The following is a 17,961-nucleotide window of genomic DNA, read 5'->3' on the forward strand; positions in this document are numbered from 1 at the left end:
AGCGCCCCGGTGCTGATGCCGTGGTTGATCATCTGGAGCTGGGCGCCCAGGACCCCTTGCTCGTTCAGGGCGAAGACGCCCAGCATGACGAAGCCCAGGTGGCTCACCGAGGAGTAGGCGACGAGCTTCTTCACGTCGGTCTGGGCCATGGCCACCAGGGCGCCATAGATGATGCCGATGATCGAGAGCAGCACCATGAAGGGCACGAAGACCTGGCTCGCCTGGGGCAGGAGCGGCAGCGCGAAGCGCACGAAGCCGTAGGTGCCCATCTTCAGCAGGATGCCGGCCAGGATGACGCTCCCCGCCGTCGGCGCCTCGACGTGGGCGTCGGGCAGCCAGGTGTGGAAGGGGAACATCGGCACCTTGATGGCGAAGCCGATGAAGAAGGCGAGGAAGATCCACACCTGGAGGGAGAGCGGGATTTTCGGCCCCACGGCGTAGAGCTCGACGATGTCGAAGGTGAGGCGCCCCGTGCCCACCTTCACGTTGACGAAGTAGAGGGCGAGGATTCCCAGGAGCATGAGCACGCTGCCGAACAGCGTGTAGAGGAAGAACTTGATCGCGGCGTAGAGCTTCCGGGGCCCGCCCCAGATGCCGATGAGGAAGTACATCGGCACGAGGGTGATCTCGAAGAAGACGTAGAAGAGGAAGAGGTCGAGGGCGATGAAGGTGCCCAGCATGCCCGTCCCGAGCAGGAGCAGGCAGACGTAGTATTCCTTCTCGCGCTCGTGGATGGCGCTGAACGAGCACACCACCGAGACCAGCATGGTGAGGGTGGTGAGGAGCACCAGAAGGACGCTGATCCCGTCCACCCCGACGAAGTAACTCACCCCGATGGAGGGGATCCAGGCCGCCTTCTCCACGAACTGGAAGCCGGCCTGCGCCGTGTCGAAGCGGGTCCAGAGGGGGACGGAGAGGAGGAAGTCCACCGCCGCCACTCCCGTGGCGAAGGCCTTGATCGCCCCCGTCCGCTCCCTCTGGAAGAAGAGCATGACGATCACCGCGCCCAGGACGGGCAGGAAGGTGATCAGCGTCAGAAGCGGCATGTTCATAATCCCTCCAAACCCCTACGCCCTCAGCGGAACAGGTAGGCGCTCACCATGAGGAAGACGCCCAGGAGCATCATGAAGAGGTAGTTCTGCACCATCCCCGACTGGATGAACTTCAGGAGCTGGGCGAAAAACGCCAGCACCGAGGCCGTGCCGTTCACCGCGCCGTCCACCGTCCTGAGGTCGAAGAGCCCCGAGAGCCGGCTGGTCCACACGGTGAGGAAGGAGCTCCCGTTCACCGCGCCGTCCACCACGCGCTGGTCGAAGTTGAAGAGCGCGCGCATGAGCCGGTAGATGGGCTCCACGATGCAGGCCTGGTAGAACTCGTCCACGTAGTACTTGTTGAGGAGCACCCGGTAGAGGCCCGGGAAGCGCGCCGCCAGGCGGCCCGGGGCGGCGGTGTCGCGCATGTACATCCGCCAGGCCAGGGCGATGCCGCCCAGGGCCACGGCGATGGCCAGCGCGATGAGGACGATTCCCACCGTCCCGTGCCCGCCGCCCGGCTCCCCGGCCCCGGCCGCGGCCTTCACGATCCGGTAGCCCTCGCCCGCCGCGGCGTGCGCGGCGGGGGCCTTGGCCAGCGAGGGGGCCAGGAACTTGTGGATCCAGCCCGCGTCGGGCGGGAAGCCCGGGAGGATGCCCCCCACCACGCTCAGGACGGCCAGGATGACGAGCGGGACGGTCATCGTGGCGGGCGACTCGTGGATGTGCTCGCGGGCGTGGTGGTCCACCCGCATCTCGCCGTGGAAGGTCATGAAGATGAGGCGGAACATGTAGAAGGCCGTCATGAAGGCGGCCGCCGTCCCCAGCCCCCACACCAGGTAGTGCCCGGAGAAGAAGGCGCCGGCTAGGATCTCGTCCTTGCTCCAGAAGCCGGCGAAGGGGGGAACCCCCGCGATGGCGATGGCCCCGATGAGGAAGGTCCCGTAGGTGACGGGCATCTTGGACCGCAGGCCGCCCATGTAGCGCATGTCCTGCTGCTGGTCGGCCGGGGCGTGGTGCAGGGCGTGGATGACGCTCCCCGACCCCAGGAAGAGCAGGCCCTTGAAGAAGGCGTGGGTCATCAGGTGAAAGATGCCCGAGGCGAAGGCGCCCACGCCCAGGGCCATGAACATGAAGCCGAGCTGGCTCACCGTGCTGTAGGCCAGCACGCGCTTGATGTCGTTCTGCACGAGGCCGATGGAGGCGGCGAAGATGGCCGTGAGCGCCCCGACCAGGGCCACCACCTCGAGCGCCGCCGGCCCCTGGACGTAGATGGGGCTGGTGCGGGCCACCATGTAGACCCCCGCCGTCACCATGGTGGCGGCGTGGATGAGGGCCGAGACCGGGGTGGGGCCCTCCATGGCGTCCGGCAGCCAGACGTAGAGGGGGATCTGGGCGCTCTTGCCCATCGCCCCGATGAAGAGGAGGAGCCCGATGGCCGTGGCGGCGGGGGCGGCCAGCTCGGCCTTGAAGGCCTCGCCGTAGGCCAAGCTCCCCGTCAGGGACCAGATGAGGAACATGCCCAGCAGGAACCCGGCGTCCCCGATGCGGTTGACGATGAAGGCCTTCTTCCCGGCGTCGGAGGCGGATTTCTTCTCGTACCAGAAGCCGATCAGCAGGTAGCTGCACAGCCCCACGCCCTCCCAGCCGACGAACATGACCAGGTAGTTGTCCCCCATGACGAGGAGGAGCATGGAGACCATGAAGAGGTTGAGGTAGGTGAAGAAGCGGGGGTAGCCGGGGTCGCCGTGCATGTAGCCGATGGAGTAGAGGTGGATGACGAAGCCCACCCCCGTCACCACCAGCAGCATGATGGTGCTCAGCGGGTCGATGAGGAAGCTCAGGGAGGCACTGAACTTGCCGGCCGTGATCCAGTCCCAGACGGCCACGGTGTGGGAGCCGCCCGGGCCCAGGATCATCTCGCGGCTTATGCCCAGCACCACCAGGAAGGAGAGCCCGGCCATGAGGGTGGCGAGGTGCCCGGCCGCGCCGCGGGTCCTCGAGCCCAGCAGGCCGTTGATGAGCACCCCCGCGAGGGGGAACAGCGGGATGAGCCACGCGTACCGGATCATGCGCTCCCTACCACTTGAGAAGGTTGATCTCGTCCACGTTCACCATCTGGCGGTCCCGGTTCAGCGAGATCAGGATGGCCAGCCCCACGGCGGCCTCGCACGCGGCCACGGCGATGATGAAGATGGCGAACACCTGCCCGGTCAGGTCGGCCCACTGGCGGGCGAAGCCCACGAACGTGACGTTCACCGAGTTCAGCATCAGCTCGATGCTGAGCAGGATCATGATGGCGTTGCGGCGCATGAGGACGCCCGCCGCCCCGATGAGGAAGAGGATCGCGCCCAGCGCCAGGAAGTGCGTCAGCGGTATCAAGGCTCCCCTCCCCCCGCGCCTAGCGGGTGATCCGCCGCTTGGCGAGGACGATGGCCCCGATCATGGCCGCCAGCAGGAGCATCGAGGCGACCTCGAACGGGAACAGGAACTTCGTGTAGAGCACCTGCCCCAGGGCCTCCACGTTGCCCGGCGTCTCCCCGAGCTTCCAGGGCCACCGCCGGGCCTCGGGGTAGCCCCCGCGCCCCAGGACCATCCAGATCTCGGCCGCCAGCAGCAGGGCGGCGGCCAGGGCGAGGACGCTCTGGCGGTGCCACTGCCTGAGGCGGATGCTCACCCCCACGTTCATCAGCATGATCGAGAAGAGGTAGAGCACCATGATGCCGCCGGCGTACACCAGGATCTGCACCCCGGCCAGGAACTCCGCCCCCGCCAGCACGAACAACCCCGCCATGAACAGGAAGGCGAGAACCAGGGAGAGCGCGGCGTGGATGACGTTGGCGCGCGTCACCATCAGCAGCGACGCCCCCACGATGCCCGCCGCGAAAATGTAGAAGAACAGCAGCTCCAAGGCGGCCCTCCGCCGGCTAGAGGAAGAGGTACTTCACGAGCCCGGTCAAGAAGATGTTCGCCATCACGAGCGGGAACATGAACTTCCACCCCAGCCGCATGAGCTGGTCGTAGCGGTAGCGCGGCAGGGTGGCGCGGAGCCAGATGAAGACGAAGATGAGGACGCCCATCTTCAGCAGGTACCAGACGAAGCCGGGCAGGGGGATCCAATCGATCCCCTGCCAGCCCCCGAAGAAGAGGGCCACGGCCACCGCCGTGGTCACCATGATGTTCGCGTACTCGGCCAGGAAGAAGAAAGCGAACTTCATGCCGCTGTACTCGGTGTGGAAGCCCGCCACCAGCTCGGTCTCGGCCTCGGGCAGGTCGAAGGGCACCCGGTTCGTCTCCGCGAGCGAGGCGATGAAGAACACCACGAAGGCCAGCGGCTGGTAGAAGACGAACCAGACGTCGCCCTGCGCCTCGACGATCCGCTGGAGGTTCAGCGAGCCGGCCAGCATCAGGGGCCCGATGAGGGAGAAGCCCAGGAAGATCTCGTAGCTCAGCATCTGGGCGGCGCTCCTGAGGGCGCCGAGGAGGCTGTACTTGCTGTTCGAGGCCCAGCCGGCCATGACGATGCCGAAGACCCCGAGCGAGCTCACCGCCAGGATGAAGAAGATCCCGACGTTGATCTGAGTGATGTAGAAGTTCTGGCTGAAGGGCAGCACCGAGTACACCACGAAGGCCGGCACCAGCACCATGACGGGCGCGATGACGAAGACGATCTTGTCCGCCTTGTCGGGGATGATGTCTTCCTTCAGGAAGAGCTTGAGGCCGTCGGCGATGGGCTGGAGGAGCCCGTGCCAGCCCACCCGCATGGGGCCGAGGCGCATCTGGATGTGGGCGATGATCTTCCGCTCGAGGTAGGTGAGGTAAGCCACCACCAGGGAGACGACGCCCAGGACGACGGCTATCTTCACCAGGGCGATGAGCGCCTCTGCCACGATACCCAACCGCGGGACTCCTCTCTCCGGCCTTCCGGCTCCGGAGCTCTACGCCGGGCGCGTCAGCGGTCGCACTCGCCCAGGACGATGTCGATGCTTCCGATGATGGCCACCACGTCCGCCACCAGGCCGCCCATCACGAGCTTCTTGAGGCCGCTCAGGTTCACGAACGAGGGGGGGCGGATGCGCACCCGGTACGGCGTCTCCGAGCCGTCGCTCACGAGGTAGAAGCCGAACTCGCCCTTGGGATTCTCGATGCTGTGGTAGACCTCCCCCGCCGGCGGCTTGATCGTGCGCGGCACTTTGCAGCTCACCGGCCCCTTGGGGAGTTGGGCGAGGCACTGCTGGATGATGCGGTTGCTCTGGCGCATCTCCTCGACGCGCACCAGGTAGCGGTCGTAGACGTCGCCGTTCTCCCCGACCGGGACCACGAAGTCCAGGTAGGGGTAGGCCGCGTAGGGCTGGGCCCGGCGGATGTCCCACCGCACGCCGCTCCCCCGGATGATCGGGCCCGTGAGGCTCAGGTCGATGGCGTCGTCCGCCGAGATGACGCCCACCCCCCGGGTTCGCTGGAGCCAGATGCGGTTGTCGGTGAGGAGCGTCTCGTAGTCGCCGATGCGGGCCGGGAAGAGGTCCACGAACTCCTGCGAGAGGTCCAGGAACTTCTGGGGCACGTCCTGGTAGAGCCCGCCCAGGCGGAAGGCGTTCACCGTCAGCCGCGCGCCGAAGGCCTGCTCGAAGAGGTCGAGCACCATCTCCCGCTCGCGGAAGCACCACAGGAACACTGTCATCGCCCCGATGTCGAGGGCGTGCGTCGCGAGCCAGAGCAGGTGGCTCGAGATGCGGGAGAACTCCGCCACCATGGTGCGGATGTAGTGGGCCCGCATCGGGATCTCCCAGCCGAAGAGCTTCTCCACCGCCGTCACCCAGGCGAGGTTGCTCGAGGGCGCGGCGATATAGTCGAGCCGGTCGGTGTAGGGGATGAACATCGTGTAGGTGATGTTCTCGCCGATCTTCTCGGTGCCCCGGTGAAGGTAGCCGATGTCGCAGTCGCAGTCGGTCACCGTCTCGCCGTCGAGGCGGAGGATGACCCGCAGCACGCCGTGGGTGCTCGGGTGCTGCGGCCCCATGTTGATGATGAGCTCCTCGGTGCCGGGCAGCACCGAGGAGCGCTCGATCCGGGTGGAGGACTCCACCTCGAACATCACGCGCTCTCCCACGCGAGGCCCGCTCCGGGGCGGGCGCTCACTCGCCGAATTCCTTGCGCTTGGGCTTGGTGTACACCCGCTCGCCCCGGCCCTCCAGGGGATAGTCCTTCCGGAGGGGGTGGCTGCCCCAGTCCTCGGGCAGCAGGATGCGCCGGAGGTCCGGGTGGCCCTTGAAGCGCACCCCGAACAGGTCGTACGCCTCCCGCTCCATCCAGTTGGCCCCGCTCCAGACGCCGGTGACGGAGGGGGCCTCCTCCCCGTCGCGGAGCTTCACCTTGAGCCGGAGCCGCCGGTTATGGTCGAAGCTGTACAGATGGTAGACGACGTGGAACGGGCGCTCCTCCCCGGGCCAGTGGGCCGCCGTGAGGTCCGAGAGCAGGCGGAAGCGGGCCGAGGGGTGGTCGCGCAGCAGGGTGGCCGCCGCGACCAGCGCCTCCGCGCGCAGGACCAGGGTGGCCTCGTCGGCCATGTCCTTGTAGGCGGTCTGCTCGAGGACGGCGCCCGGCCGCTCGCGCTCCACGAGCTCGCGCAGGTCCTGCGCCGGCGGGGCCGGCGCCGCCGCGGGGGCGGACCCGGCGCCCTCCTCCTTGCCGTCCGGCTGTGCTTCGTCTGCCATCGGATTCCCTGGCCGCCTTACGCGGGGCGGCGGATGTAGCGCTCCTGCTCGATCTTCTTCTGGAGCTGCATGACGCCCCACATCAGCGACTCGGGGCGGGGCGGGCAGCCGGGGACGTAGACGTCCACCGGGACGACCTCGTCCACCCCCTGCATCACGGCGTAGTTCGCGTAGGGGCCGCCGCAGGTGGCGCAGTTGCCCATGGCGATGACCCAGCGGGGCTCGGGCATCTGGTCGTACACCCGCCGCAGGGCCTGCCCCATCTTGTGCGTCACCGTGCCCGCCACGATCATCACGTCCGACTGCCGGGGCGTGGCGCGGAAGATGACGCCGAAGCGGTCGAAGTCGTACCGCGAGGCGCCCGAGGCCATCATCTCAATGGCGCAGCAGGCCAGGCCGAACGTCATGGGCCAGAGCGCGCTCTTGCGCGCCCAGGCGACCAGCCCGTCGACCCGGGTGGTGATGAAGTTGTCGTTGAACTTGCCTTCCACTAAGCCCATTCCAACGCCTCCTTCCTCCAGGCGTAGAAATATCCGACCAGCAGGACCGCGATGAAGAGCATCATCTCGATGAAGCCGAACAGCCCCAGGGAGTCGTACTGCACCGCCCAGGGGAAGAGGAACACGGCCTCGACGTCGAACAGCAGGAACAGGATGCCCAGCAGATAGAAGCGGATCGAGAAGCGCTCGTTTGCCTCCATCAGCGGGGGGATGCCGCACTCGTAGGGGGAGAGCTTGGCCGCGTCGGGCCGGTTGGGCCGCACCAGCAGGGCGGCGACGAGCGTCACCCCCGCGAAGCCGAAGGCCACCAGGGTGAAGATGAAGATGGGCACGTAGGCGTTGATCGACTGGTAGTCGCGGAAAAACGCCCCCAGCAGCTCCGCCATTGGCTCCTCACGAAAAATCGGCGCTCCCCCGCCCCTTTGCGGGGGGGCGCCTCCCAGGCCTCCTGCCCCGCCTGATCCCCCCCGGGCGGGGGCTTTTCGATTCCCGTTCTATAGCATGGCCCCGGGGGAAATCCAACCCCGCCCGGCGTTAATTCAGCAGGAGCGTGGAGCGCAGGGCCAGCTCGAAGAACGCGGAGGGGAAGATTCCGAAATTGAGGATGCCCGCCGCGGCCAGCAGCAGCGCCGCCAGGGCGTAGCTCCAGCCGGGGCCCCGGGACGGGCGGGCGGGCTCCTCCCCGGGCTCGCGCATGTACATCAGAACGACGAGGCGGAGGTAGTAGTAGACCGAGACCACGCTATTCAGCACGGCGATGACCACGAGCCACACGAGGCCGGCCTTCACCCCGGCGCCGAAGAGGTAGAACTTGGCCACGAACCCGCCCGTCGGCGGGAGCCCCGCCAGGGCCACCATGAACAGGGCCATCGCGGCGGCCAGGCCGGGGCGGGTGTAGCCCATGCCGGCGTAGTCCTCGATGCGGATGCGCTCCTCCCCCCGGGCCCCCGCCGCGGCCACCACGCAGAAGGCGCCCATGTTCATCAGGCCGTACACCAGCATGTAGAAGAGGAAGCTCCCGGCGGCCAGGTCGCTCCCCCGCCGGGCGGCGGCCAGGCCCACGAGGATGTAACCCGCGTGCGCGATGCTCGAGTAGGCCATCATGCGCTTGACGTCGGACTGCCAGATGGCGGCCACGTTCCCGGCCGTCATGGTGAGGGCGGCCATCACCCACAGGACGGCGTCGAGCTGGGTCCCGGCCTGGGGGCCCACCGCGAGCAGGAGGCGGAAAAACGCGGCGAAGGCCGCCACCTTGGGCCCCACCGACATGAAGGCCGTGACCGCCGTGGGGGAGCCCTCGTAGACGTCGGGCGTCCACATGTAGAAGGGCGCCGCCGCCACCTTGAAGCCCAGGCCCACCACCACGAAGCCCAGCCCGGCCAGGAAAGAGGGGCTCCGCGACGGCGGGTGGGTCGTCAGCCGCTGGGCGATCTCCAGGAGGTCCACCGACCCGGTCGCCCCGAAGATGAGCGCCATGCCGTAGAGGAGGAAGCCCGAGGCGAAGGAGCCCAGCAGGAAGTACTTGAGCGCCGCCTCGTTCCCCTCCGGCCGCCCCCGCAGGAAGCCGGCCAGGACGTAGAGGGCCAGGGAGAAGATCTCCAGCCCCACGAACACCATGAGCAGGCTTCGGGTGGCCGCCATGAGCATCATGCCCGAGGTGGCGAAGAGGATGAGGCCCAGGTACTCCCCCGCCGGCGCCTCGTCGAGGCTCCGCTGGGCGGCCGAGATGAGGACCGACATGAAGCTCGCCAGGAGGATGAGGACGAACACGAAGCGCGTGAAGCCGTCGTAGAGGTACATCCCGCCCAGCGAGGCGGCCTCGCTGCCGGGCTGGGCCGCGGCGGAGGCCCCCAGGGCGGCGGCCAGCACGGCCAGCGCGGCCGTCACGAGGAAGGAGCGCTCCCGCCGGGGAAAGAACACGTCCCACAAGAGGATGAAGACGGCCCCTCCCACCACCAGGATGAGGGGCAGGAGGTAGGCCCACTGGATCTGCGGGAAGGGGACGGTCACGGCCGGCCTCCTTTCCGGAGGCGGTCGGCCAGGGCCGAGGGGACACCGCGCGGGTCCTCGCCCGGCGCCTCGACGCTGAGCACCCGCCGCCCCACCTGGGTGAGCCAGGCCTGGGCCGAGGGTTCGATTTTCTCGAGCAGCGGCTTGGGGTAGAGGCCGATCCAAAACATGAGGAAGACCATGGGCGCCAGCACGGCCCACTCGCGGGCCGAGAGGTCGCGCAGGCCCGCGTTCGCGGGGGAGAGCCGGCTCCCGAAGAGCACCCTCTGGAGCATCCAGAGCATGTAGACCGCCGAGAGGACCACCCCCAGGGCCGCCGCGGCCGCCAGGGCCGGGCTGCGCTGGAAGGCGCCCGCCAGGATGGCGAACTCCCCGACGAAGCCGTTCAGGCCCGGAAGCCCGATGCTGCTCAGCGAGGCCAGGACGAAGAAGGCCGCCAGCGCGGGCGTCACCCGGGCGATGCCGCCGTAGTCGGCGATGAGCCGGGTGTGGCGCCGGCTGTAGAGCATGCCCACGATGAGGAAGAGCGCCCCCGTGCTCACCCCGTGGTTCACCATCTGAAGAACCCCGCCCGAGGCCCCGAGCAGGTTGAAGGAGAAGAGCCCCAGCATGACGAAGCCCAGGTGGCTCACCGAGGAGTAGGCGACGAGCTTCTTCACGTCGGTCTGCACCATGGCCATGAGCGCCCCGTAGATGACGCCCGCCACCGCCAGCGCCAGGATGACCGGGGCGAACTCGCGCGCGGCGCTCGGGAAGAGCGGCATGGCCAGCCGCATGAAGCCGTAGGTGCCCATCTTGAGGAGCACCCCGGCCAGGATGACGCTCCCGGCCGTCGGGGCCTCCACGTGGGCGTCGGGCAGCCAGGTGTGGAAGGGGAACATCGGCACCTTGATGGCGAAGGAGAGGGCGAAGGCCGCGAAGAGCCAGCCCTGGACGGAGGCGTCCAGGGGGCGCTCGAGGTGGGCCAGGATGTCGAAGGTCTGGCCCCCCGAGGCGAAGTAGAGCCACAGGATGGCGACCAGCATCAGCATGCTGCCGGCCATGGTGTAGAGGAAGAACTTGATCGCGGCGTAGATGCGCCGCGCCCCGCCCCAGATCCCGATGATGAGGTACATCGGGAGGAGCATGGCCTCCCAGAACACGTAGAAGAGGAAGAAGTCCAGCGCGACGAACACCCCTATCATCCCCGTCTCCAGCATGAGGAGGGAGATGTGGTAGAGCCGCACCCGGCGGTCCACGTCCCCCCAGGAGAAGAGGATGGCGATGGGGGTGAGGATGGTGGTCAGCAGGACCAGGGGCAGGCTCAGGCCGTCCACCCCCACCTTGTAGGCGACGCCGAACCGGGGCATCCAGGGGGCCGCCTCGACGAACTGCATCCGGGCGGTGCCGCCCTCGAACCCGAGGTAGAGCGCGGCGGAGAGGGCGAAGGTGGCGAGCGAGACGCCGAGCGCCGCCAGGCGGACGCGCCCCCGCCCCGCCTCGCCGTCCTCCCGCAGGAGGAGGAGCAGCAGCGCCCCCGCCAGGGGCAGGAACAGGATCGAGCTCAGCAACGGAAAACCGGCCACCTCTCCTCCTCGGCTTCCCCAGCGCCCGCCAGAAAGCTCAAAGGCCCGGCGCCGTCTCGAATAACTTGCGTCGCCTCCCCCCTCTCCCCGTCTCTTCGGGTCCCCGAACCGGCCCGCCGGTTCGGGAGGGGGGAGAGGGGCCGGGGGTGAGGGAAATATCACGGCCCGCCACTAACCTTCCCTCACCCCAACCCTCTCCCAAAGGGAGAGGGAGAAATTCCACACGCCCCTGGCTGCGCGCCGCCCCGCCTAGCCGCGCACCGTCAGGTAGATCAGGATCGCGAACGCGCCCGCCAGCATGGCCACGGCGTAGCTCTTCACGTAGCCGGTCTGGAGGCGGCGCACCGCCCCTCCGGCCGCCTGCACCGCCGCCCCCGCGCCGTTCACGGCGGCGTCGATGAGGCCCTCCTCGAAGTTCCGCCACGCCCAGATCGAGCCCCGCTTGATGGGCTGCACGATCCAGGCGTCGTAGATCTCGTCCACCCAGTACTTGTTCACCAGGAGCCGGTAGAGCCCCGGCCACCTCCGGGCGTAGGAGGCGCCCACGCCCTGGGCCTGCACGTAGAAGCGGTAGGCCAGGAAGATCCCGAAGAAGGCGATGGCGAGCGACACGGCCATCATCGCCACCTCGAGGACGGCCTCTTGGTGCCCGTCCCCGGCCTTGGGGAAGACCGGCGCCAGGAAGGCCCCGAAGACGTCCGCCCCGTGGATGAGCGGGATGCCCACCCACCCGCCCGCGATGGAGAGCAGCGCCAGCACCTGGAGGGGGACGCGCATCGGCGGGGGGGACTCGTGGAGCCGGGCCTGCTGCTCGATGGGGAGGGCGCACCTGCCGTGGAAGACCTTGAAGATGAGGCGGAACATGTAGAAGGCGGTCAGCAGGGCACCCGCCGCCCCCGCCAGCCACAGGAGGAGCCCCCCGCGCGGCGAGGTCATGGCCGCGAAGAGGATGGCGTCCTTGCTGAAGAAGCCCGCGAAGGGGAAGATGCCGGCGATCGCCAGCCCCCCTACCGTGAACGTCCAGTGCGTCACCGGCAGGCCCGCCCGCAGGCCCCCCATGCGGCGGATGTCCTGCTCCCCATGCAGGGCGTGGATGACGCTCCCCGCGCCGAGGAAGAGGAGCGCCTTGAAGAAGGCGTGGGTCATCAGGTGGAAGATGGCGGCGGTGTAGGCCCCCACCCCCGCCGCCAGGAACATGTAGCCGAGCTGGCTCACCGTGCTGTAGGCCAGCACGCGCTTGATGTCGTTCTGGACGAGGGCGATGGTCCCCGCCATCAGCAGGGTCAGGGCCCCGATGGCGGCCACCACCCCCATGGCGAGCGGCGAGAGGGCGAAGAGGGCGTTGGTGCGCGCCACCATGTAGACGCCGGCCGTCACCATGGTCGCGGCGTGGATGAGGGCCGAGACCGGGGTGGGGCCCTCCATGGCGTCCGGCAGCCAGACGTAGAGGGGGATCTGGGCGCTCTTGCCCGTGGCCCCCCCGAAGAGGAGCAGGCAGACGAGGGTCGCGGCGGCCGTCCCCGCCCCCAGCACCGAGGCCGCCTGGGGCAGCACCACGCCGAAGTCCAGCGAGCCGAAGTGGAACAGGATCATGAAGAGCGCGATGAGGAAGCAGAAATCCCCAACCCGGTTCACGATGAAGGCCTTCTTCCCCGCCTCGACGGCCGAGTCGCGCTCGTACCAGAAGCCGATGAGGAGGTAGCTGCACAGCCCCACCGCCTCCCAGCCCACGAAGAGCACCAGGAAGTTGTCCCCCAGCACCAGGGTGAGCATCGAGAAGACGAAGAGGTTGAGGTAGATGAAGTAGCGCGCCGCCCCCCGGTCGCCGTGCATGTAGCCGATGGAGTAGAGGTGGATGAGGGCGCCCACCCCGGTGATCACCAGCACCATGACCGAGGAGAGGGGGTCCAGCAGGAAGCTGGCCTTGACGCTGAGACTCCCGACCGGGATCCACTCGAAGAGGAACGAGCGCAGCGCCCGCTGCCCGGGCGGCAGGCTCAGCAGGGAGAGGAACCCCCAGGCCCCCGCGAGGAAGGAGAGCGCGATGGCCCCCGTGGCGACCCGGCCGGCGAACTTCTCCCCCCGCCGGAGGCCGAAGAGGAGGTTCACCAGGACGCCCGCGAGCGGAAACAGCAAGATGAGTGTGAGCACGGCCCCCCCTGCCTACAGCTTCAGCAGGTTCATTTCATCCACGTCGGTGGATTCCCGGTTCCGGTAGATCAGCACGACGATGGCCAGGCCGATGGCCGCCTCGGCCGCCGCCACCGCCATCACGAAGAAGACGACGAGCTGGCCGTCCAGCGAGTCGAGGGCGCTCCCGTGGGCGATGAACGCGAGGTTCGCGCCGTTCAGCATCAGCTCGATGCACAGGAAGACCACGATGGCGTTGCGGCGCACCACCACGCCCACCACGCCCAGCGTGAAGAGCACCGCGCTCAGGATCAGGTAATGCTCGAGGGGAGCCAGCACCCCGTCCTCCTTCCCGCCCGCCCTATCCCTGGCGGGTCCGCCGCTGGGCCAGGACCACAGCCCCCACGATGCCCACGAACAGCAGCACCCCCATCGCCTGGAAGGGGAGCACGTACTGCGTCACCAGGACCTTGCCCACCGCCTGCACGGTGCCTATCTCGGCCAGCCGCCCGGGGGGGAAGAGCCCCTTCGCCCCGGTCCGCAGGGGGGTCGAGACGAACAGATTGATCAGTCCGGCGAAGACGCCCAGGGCGATGATGGTTCCGGCGAGCTTCTGGAAGGGGAGCCGGAGCGCCCCCCTCTCCTCGGCCCTCAGGTCGATGAGCATCACGACGAAGAGGAAGAGCATCATGATGGCGCCCGCGTACACGATCACCTGCACGACCGCCACGAACTGGGCGTTCAGGGAGAGATAGAGCCCCGCCAGCCCCAGGAAGGTGAGCACGAGGCTCAGGACGCAGTAGAGCGGGTTCGGCAGCGCCACCACGGCCACGGCGCCGCCCACCGTCATCAGGGCCAGTAGATAGAAGAGCAGCTGCCCGGCCACTAGCGGCCTCCCTCCCTCGAACGGTGGGCTCCCCTAGACATAGGTGAGGAGCTTCTTCTCGTCGTAGCGGGCCTTGAGCTCGGGATAATCCCCGGTCCGCTTGACCAGCAGATCCTGCTTCTCGTAGAGGAACTTGTCCCGGTGGTCCTCGCAGAACTCGTACTCGTTGCCGAGCACGATGGCCCCGACGGGGCAGGCCTCCTCGCAGTAGCCGCAGAAGATGCACCGCAGCTCGTTGATCTCGTAGATGCTCGCGTAGCGCTCGCCCTTGGAGGTGGGCCGCGCCGGGTCGTTCTCGGCGGACTCGACGAAGATGCAGTCCACCGGGCAGGCGGCCGAGCAGAGCTTGCAGCCCACGCAGCGCTCGAGGCCGTCCTCCCACCGGAGGAGCTTGTGCAGCCCGCGGTAGCCCTTGGGCATCTCTTCCTTCTCGTCCGGGTACTGCACCGTCACCCGGCTCTTCCAGGAGTGCTTCAGCGTGACCCAAAGCCCCCGGACGATCTCGCCCAGCATCTCTTTTCCCTCCGCTTGCCTCCCTCGGGAGGCGGCGGCTAGCCCAGCAGGGCCATCACCCCCGCCGTCGCCACCACGTTCAGGATGGCGAGGGGGAGCAGCACCTTCCAGCCGAACGCCATGAGCTGATCGTAGCGCAGCCGGGGGGTGGTGGCCCGCACCCACATGAAGAAGAACATGAAGGCGAACACCTTGAGCAGGAACCAGACGACCGGCGGCAGGAAGGGCCCCCGCCAGCCGCCCAGGAAGAACGTCGCCGCCACCGCGGAGAGCGTGATCATGCTGCAGTACTCCGCGAGGAAGTACATGGCGAAGTGCATGCTGCTGTACTCGGTGTGGAACCCGCCCGTCAATTCGCTCTCGGCCTCCGGGAGGTCGAAGGGCGCCCGGTTCGTCTCGGCCAACATGCAGACGAGGAACAGGAGGAAGCCGAGCGGCTGGAGCAGGATGAAGGGATAATCCGCCTGCGCCTCGACGATGTCCTTGAGGCTCAGGCTCCCCGTGATGAGCACCACCCCCAGGAGCGACATCCCGAGGCTCAGCTCGTAGCTGATGAGCTGGGCCGCCGAGCGCAGCCCGCCCAGGAGGGGGTACTTGCTGTTCGAGGCCCAGGCCCCGAGCACGATCCCGTACACCCCGATGCCCCCCATCGCGAAGATGTAGAGGATGCCCACGTTCACGTCGGCCACGACGAGGTCCACCTGCCGGCCGAAGACCGTGACCGAGCTCCCGAAGGGGACGACGGCGATGGCCGCCATGGCGGGCACGAGGGAGAGCAGGGGCGCCAGGACGAAGATCAGCTTGTCCGCCTGGGCGGGGATGACCGTTTCCTTGAACATGAGCTTGATGCCGTCCGCGATGGGCTGCAGGAGCCCCGCCGGCCCCACCCGGTTCGGGCCGTAGCGCACCTGCACGAGCGCGAACACCCGGCGCTCGGCCCAGGTCATGTACGCGGCGATCAGGAGGAGCGCCCCGAAGGCGCCAGCCACCTTGATCAGCATCACGGCGAGGTCGGCCAGGCTCATGCGCCCGCTCCCGCCCGGGCCGCGGCCCGGACCTTGACGGTGACGCCGCCCCGGGACCCGCCCGCCTCGATGCCGCCCCGGAGCGCGGCGAGGTAGCCCTCCGGCGCGAGCGCGAGCCCCACCGGGAGCGAGGCGTCCACCCGGACGGGCAGGCGGTAGGCCCGCCCGCCGAGATCGAGCTCGGCCTCCTCGCCCTCCCCCGCCCCGACCCGGTCGGCGTCCGGGGGCGAGAGGCGAAGCGCGGCGGGGGGCATGTCCTTGAGGTGATAGGCCGAGGCGGCGTAGCTCCCCGAGAGCCAGAGCGCCGGCGCCAGCATGAGCCGCAGCCCCTCGGCCGGGGCCGCCGCCGGGGGCAGCGCCGCGGGGCGGAACGCCCCCCCGCGCTCCCGGGCGAGGTGCACGCCCTCCTCCGGGAGGCGGGCGAAGGCGGCGGCGTACTCCGGCGCGAGCGCGCGCGCCTGGAGGCGGATGCGGTCCAGCGAGGCCGCCTTCATCGGGGCCTCCATCAGCCGGCTCAGCTCGGCGAAGGCACGCCAGGGCTCCCGCGCCTCGCCCAGGGGCTTGAGGGCCCGGCGCAGCCGCTGCACCCGCCGCTCGAGGTTGGTCACCGTCCCCTCCTCCTCGTAGAGGGTGGTGGCGGGGAGCACCACGTCGGCGTAGGCCACGCTCGCGTTCTCGTGGGAGGCGTGGAGGACGACGAACTCCGCCGCCTCGAGCGCCCGCCGCACCCTCGCGCCGTCGGGATGCTCGGCCGCCGGATCGCACTGGAAGAGGTAGAGGGCCCGGACGCGGCCGTTGTTCAGCGCGTCCCACATCTGGCCCGAGGCTAGGCCCGGGGTTTCGCTCACGGAGCCGCCCCAGGAGGCCCGGCAGGCCTCGCGGGCGACGGCGTCCGAGAGGGGCCTGCCGCCCGGCAGGAGGCCGGGGTGGAGGCCCATGTCGAGCGCCCCCTGCAGGTTCGGGCCCTGGGTGGCGAAGAGGAGCCCCGCGTGGAGCAGGAGCGCGAGGTTGGCCGCCTCGGCGGCCGAGGCCTCGTCGTCCGCGCCGGGGCCGGCCAGCACCGCCGCCCCGCCCTCGGCCCGGAGCGCCTGGGCGGCCGCCCGGACCTCCGGGGGGTCGAGGTCGGCCTCGCGGCAGAGGGCGCCGAAATCGGCCGAGGCGAGGACCCGCGAGTAAGCCTCGGCGCCCTCGCCCCCGGGGGCCGCCGCCTCGGAGAGGGCCTTGGCCAGGGCGCGCAGGGCGCGGGCGGTCCCACCCGGCAGGGGGTTCAGGTGCCGGACCCCGGCGAGCCGCAGGTCGACCCGCCGGGGGTGGACGCTCACCACGGCGGCCCCGGCCCTGGCCGCCTTGCGGATCTGGAGCGCCAGGATGGGATGCTCCTCGAAAGGATCGCTCCCCACGAGGAGGATGGCCTTGGAGCGGCCCAGGTCCTCGATGCGCCCCAGCCCCCCGATGGCGCCGAAGGCGGCGAGCTGGGCCTCGGTCTGGGCCAGGTCGCGGGGGTGGACGCGGCAGTCCACGTTGTTGCTCCCGAGCGCGTCGCGGAAGAAGGCGCCGAACTGGAAGGCGGACTCGTTCGTGGCCCAGGCGCCGCCCAGCCCGGCCACGGCGGAGCCGCCCCCCTCGGAGCGGACGGCGTTCAGCCGCCGGGCGACGGCGCCCAGGGCCTCGGCCCAGGAGCACGGCTCGAGGCGCTCCCCGCGCCGGATCATCGGGCGCAGGATGCGCTCGGCGGCGTGTGCCCCGCTCCAGCCGTAGCGCCCCACGTCGCAGATCCACGAGTCGTTCACCTGGGGATTCTCCGCCCCCGTCACGCGCTTGAGCTCGGTCCCCATGCGCCAGACGCGCTGGCGGCAGCCGACGCTGCACAGCGTGCAGGGGCCGGCGACGTGGCTCATCTCCCAGACGCGGGCGGTGAAGCGGTACTTGTTGTCGGTCAGGGCGCCCACGGGGCAGATGTCGATGACGTTGCCCGAGACGATGCTGGTCAGGGGCAGGTCCTCGAAGACGCCCACCTCGGTGCGGTCGCCCCGGTGGGCCCAGCCGAATTCGCCTCCGCCGTCGATCTCGTGGCTGAAGCGGATGCACCGGGTGCAGTGCACGCAGCGGTTCATCTCGGGCTTGACGTAGGCGCTGATCTCCTTGCGCGGGTAGATGCGCCGCAGCTCGTGGGTGCGGCTGACGGGCTTGCCGTAGGCCATGGTCTGGTCCTGGAGGGGGCATTCCCCCCCCTGGTCGCAGACCGGGCAGTCGAGGGGATGGTTCTTGAGGAGGAACTCGAACACCCCCTCCTGGGCCTCCTTGACCCGGCGCGTCAGGGCGCTCACCACCATCCCCGGCGCGGCCGGGGTGGCGCAGGAGGGCTGGAGCTTGGGGATGGGCTTGCCGTTCCCCGCGTCGAGCACCTCGACCAGGCAGGCGCGGCACTGCCCCACCACCGAGAGGTAGCGGTGGTAGCAGAAGTGGGGGATGTGGATCCCGCGCCTGAGCGCCGCCTCCAGGATGGGCTCGCCCTTGCGGGCGCTGAGCGCCTGCCCGTCTAGGGTGAAGGTGATCTCCGGTTCCGCCATCACTCCGCCTTTCGCTC

Annotated in this window: 17 protein-coding genes; all 17 read right to left on the bottom strand. The window is 69.3% G+C overall.

The window, feature by feature from the left end:
• Window positions 1-1,052: NADH-quinone oxidoreductase subunit M (locus tag HYZ11_16785; protein MBI3129266.1), on the bottom strand; the 1,052-nt coding region annotated here is incomplete at its 3' end.
• A gap of 23 nt (window positions 1,053-1,075) precedes the next feature.
• On the bottom strand, window positions 1,076-3,103 hold the full coding sequence (gene nuoL / locus HYZ11_16790; GenBank protein MBI3129267.1) for an NADH-quinone oxidoreductase subunit L: 2,028 nt from the start codon (window positions 3,101-3,103) through the stop codon (window positions 1,076-1,078).
• 7 nt (window positions 3,104-3,110) lie between these two features.
• Complete coding sequence (gene nuoK, locus HYZ11_16795; GenBank protein ID MBI3129268.1) at window positions 3,111-3,410, bottom strand: NADH-quinone oxidoreductase subunit NuoK; 300 nt, start codon at window positions 3,408-3,410, stop codon at window positions 3,111-3,113.
• Between the two features lie 22 nt (window positions 3,411-3,432).
• Window positions 3,433-3,942, bottom strand: coding sequence for an NADH-quinone oxidoreductase subunit J (locus HYZ11_16800; protein MBI3129269.1), 510 nt, complete (start codon window positions 3,940-3,942; stop codon window positions 3,433-3,435).
• A gap of 16 nt (window positions 3,943-3,958) precedes the next feature.
• Window positions 3,959-4,924, bottom strand: coding sequence for an NADH-quinone oxidoreductase subunit NuoH (gene nuoH, locus HYZ11_16805; protein ID MBI3129270.1), 966 nt, complete (start codon window positions 4,922-4,924; stop codon window positions 3,959-3,961).
• A 59-nt stretch (window positions 4,925-4,983) separates the two neighbouring features.
• Complete coding sequence (locus HYZ11_16810) at window positions 4,984-6,081, bottom strand: NADH-quinone oxidoreductase subunit D (GenBank protein ID MBI3129271.1); 1,098 nt, start codon at window positions 6,079-6,081, stop codon at window positions 4,984-4,986.
• Window positions 6,082-6,166: 85 nt separating this feature from the next.
• Entirely contained in the window at window positions 6,167-6,598 is a 432-nt protein-coding gene (locus HYZ11_16815; GenBank protein ID MBI3129272.1) for an NADH-quinone oxidoreductase subunit C, read from the bottom strand.
• 164 nt (window positions 6,599-6,762) lie between these two features.
• Complete coding sequence (locus HYZ11_16820) at window positions 6,763-7,245, bottom strand: NADH-quinone oxidoreductase subunit B (GenBank protein MBI3129273.1); 483 nt, start codon at window positions 7,243-7,245, stop codon at window positions 6,763-6,765.
• Window positions 7,236-7,631, bottom strand: a complete 396-nt coding sequence (gene ndhC, locus HYZ11_16825) for an NADH-quinone oxidoreductase subunit A (GenBank protein ID MBI3129274.1) — start codon at window positions 7,629-7,631, stop codon at window positions 7,236-7,238. The genes HYZ11_16820 and ndhC overlap by 10 nt, the downstream gene beginning before the upstream one ends.
• A 148-nt stretch (window positions 7,632-7,779) precedes the next feature.
• Window positions 7,780-9,255 carry an NADH-quinone oxidoreductase subunit N gene (locus HYZ11_16830; GenBank protein ID MBI3129275.1) on the bottom strand — a complete coding sequence of 492 codons (1,476 nt, stop codon included), beginning with the start codon at window positions 9,253-9,255 and terminating at the stop codon, window positions 7,780-7,782.
• Window positions 9,252-10,820, bottom strand: a complete 1,569-nt coding sequence (locus HYZ11_16835) for an NADH-quinone oxidoreductase subunit M (protein ID MBI3129276.1) — start codon at window positions 10,818-10,820, stop codon at window positions 9,252-9,254. The genes HYZ11_16830 and HYZ11_16835 overlap by 4 nt, the downstream gene beginning before the upstream one ends.
• A 249-nt stretch (window positions 10,821-11,069) precedes the next feature.
• The gene (gene nuoL, locus HYZ11_16840) at window positions 11,070-12,971 is read right to left on the bottom strand and encodes an NADH-quinone oxidoreductase subunit L (GenBank protein MBI3129277.1); all 1,902 of its coding nucleotides are present in this window, start codon (window positions 12,969-12,971) and stop codon (window positions 11,070-11,072) included.
• A gap of 12 nt (window positions 12,972-12,983) precedes the next feature.
• Entirely contained in the window at window positions 12,984-13,286 is a 303-nt protein-coding gene (gene nuoK, locus HYZ11_16845) for an NADH-quinone oxidoreductase subunit NuoK (GenBank protein ID MBI3129278.1), read from the bottom strand.
• Window positions 13,287-13,311: 25 nt separating this feature from the next.
• Window positions 13,312-13,836, bottom strand: coding sequence for an NADH-quinone oxidoreductase subunit J (locus HYZ11_16850; GenBank protein MBI3129279.1), 525 nt, complete (start codon window positions 13,834-13,836; stop codon window positions 13,312-13,314).
• Between the two features lie 33 nt (window positions 13,837-13,869).
• A complete protein-coding gene (gene nuoI / locus HYZ11_16855; GenBank protein ID MBI3129280.1) occupies window positions 13,870-14,349 on the bottom strand; it encodes an NADH-quinone oxidoreductase subunit NuoI in 480 nt (159 codons plus the stop codon).
• A 38-nt stretch (window positions 14,350-14,387) separates the two neighbouring features.
• Window positions 14,388-15,374 carry an NADH-quinone oxidoreductase subunit NuoH gene (gene nuoH, locus HYZ11_16860; GenBank protein ID MBI3129281.1) on the bottom strand — a complete coding sequence of 329 codons (987 nt, stop codon included), beginning with the start codon at window positions 15,372-15,374 and terminating at the stop codon, window positions 14,388-14,390.
• Window positions 15,371-17,947: an NADH-quinone oxidoreductase subunit NuoG gene (gene nuoG / locus HYZ11_16865; GenBank protein MBI3129282.1), complete on the bottom strand. Its 2,577-nt coding sequence runs from the start codon at window positions 17,945-17,947 to the stop codon at window positions 15,371-15,373. Before nuoG ends, nuoH (HYZ11_16860) begins: the two co-directional genes overlap by 4 nt.
• Between the last annotated feature and the right edge of the window lie 14 nt (window positions 17,948-17,961).

Source organism: Candidatus Tectomicrobia bacterium, assembly GCA_016192135.1.
Lineage (GTDB): Bacteria > UBA8248 > UBA8248 > UBA8248 > UBA8248 > 2-12-FULL-69-37.

What these genes read in the sequence shown, in the direction of transcription:
- nuoL (MBI3129267.1), bottom strand. Translation starts at nt 3,103, where the DNA reads ATGATCCGGTACGCGTGGCTCATCCCGCTGTTCCCCCTCGCGGGGGTG.
- HYZ11_16815 (MBI3129272.1), bottom strand. Translation starts at nt 6,598, where the DNA reads ATGGCCGACGAGGCCACCCTGGTCCTGCGCGCGGAGGCGCTGGTCGCG.
- HYZ11_16820 (MBI3129273.1), bottom strand. Translation starts at nt 7,245, where the DNA reads ATGGGCTTAGTGGAAGGCAAGTTCAACGACAACTTCATCACCACCCGG.
- ndhC (MBI3129274.1), bottom strand. Translation starts at nt 7,631, where the DNA reads ATGGCGGAGCTGCTGGGGGCGTTTTTCCGCGACTACCAGTCGATCAAC.
- nuoI (MBI3129280.1), bottom strand. Translation starts at nt 14,349, where the DNA reads ATGCTGGGCGAGATCGTCCGGGGGCTTTGGGTCACGCTGAAGCACTCC.
- nuoH (MBI3129281.1), bottom strand. Translation starts at nt 15,374, where the DNA reads ATGAGCCTGGCCGACCTCGCCGTGATGCTGATCAAGGTGGCTGGCGCC.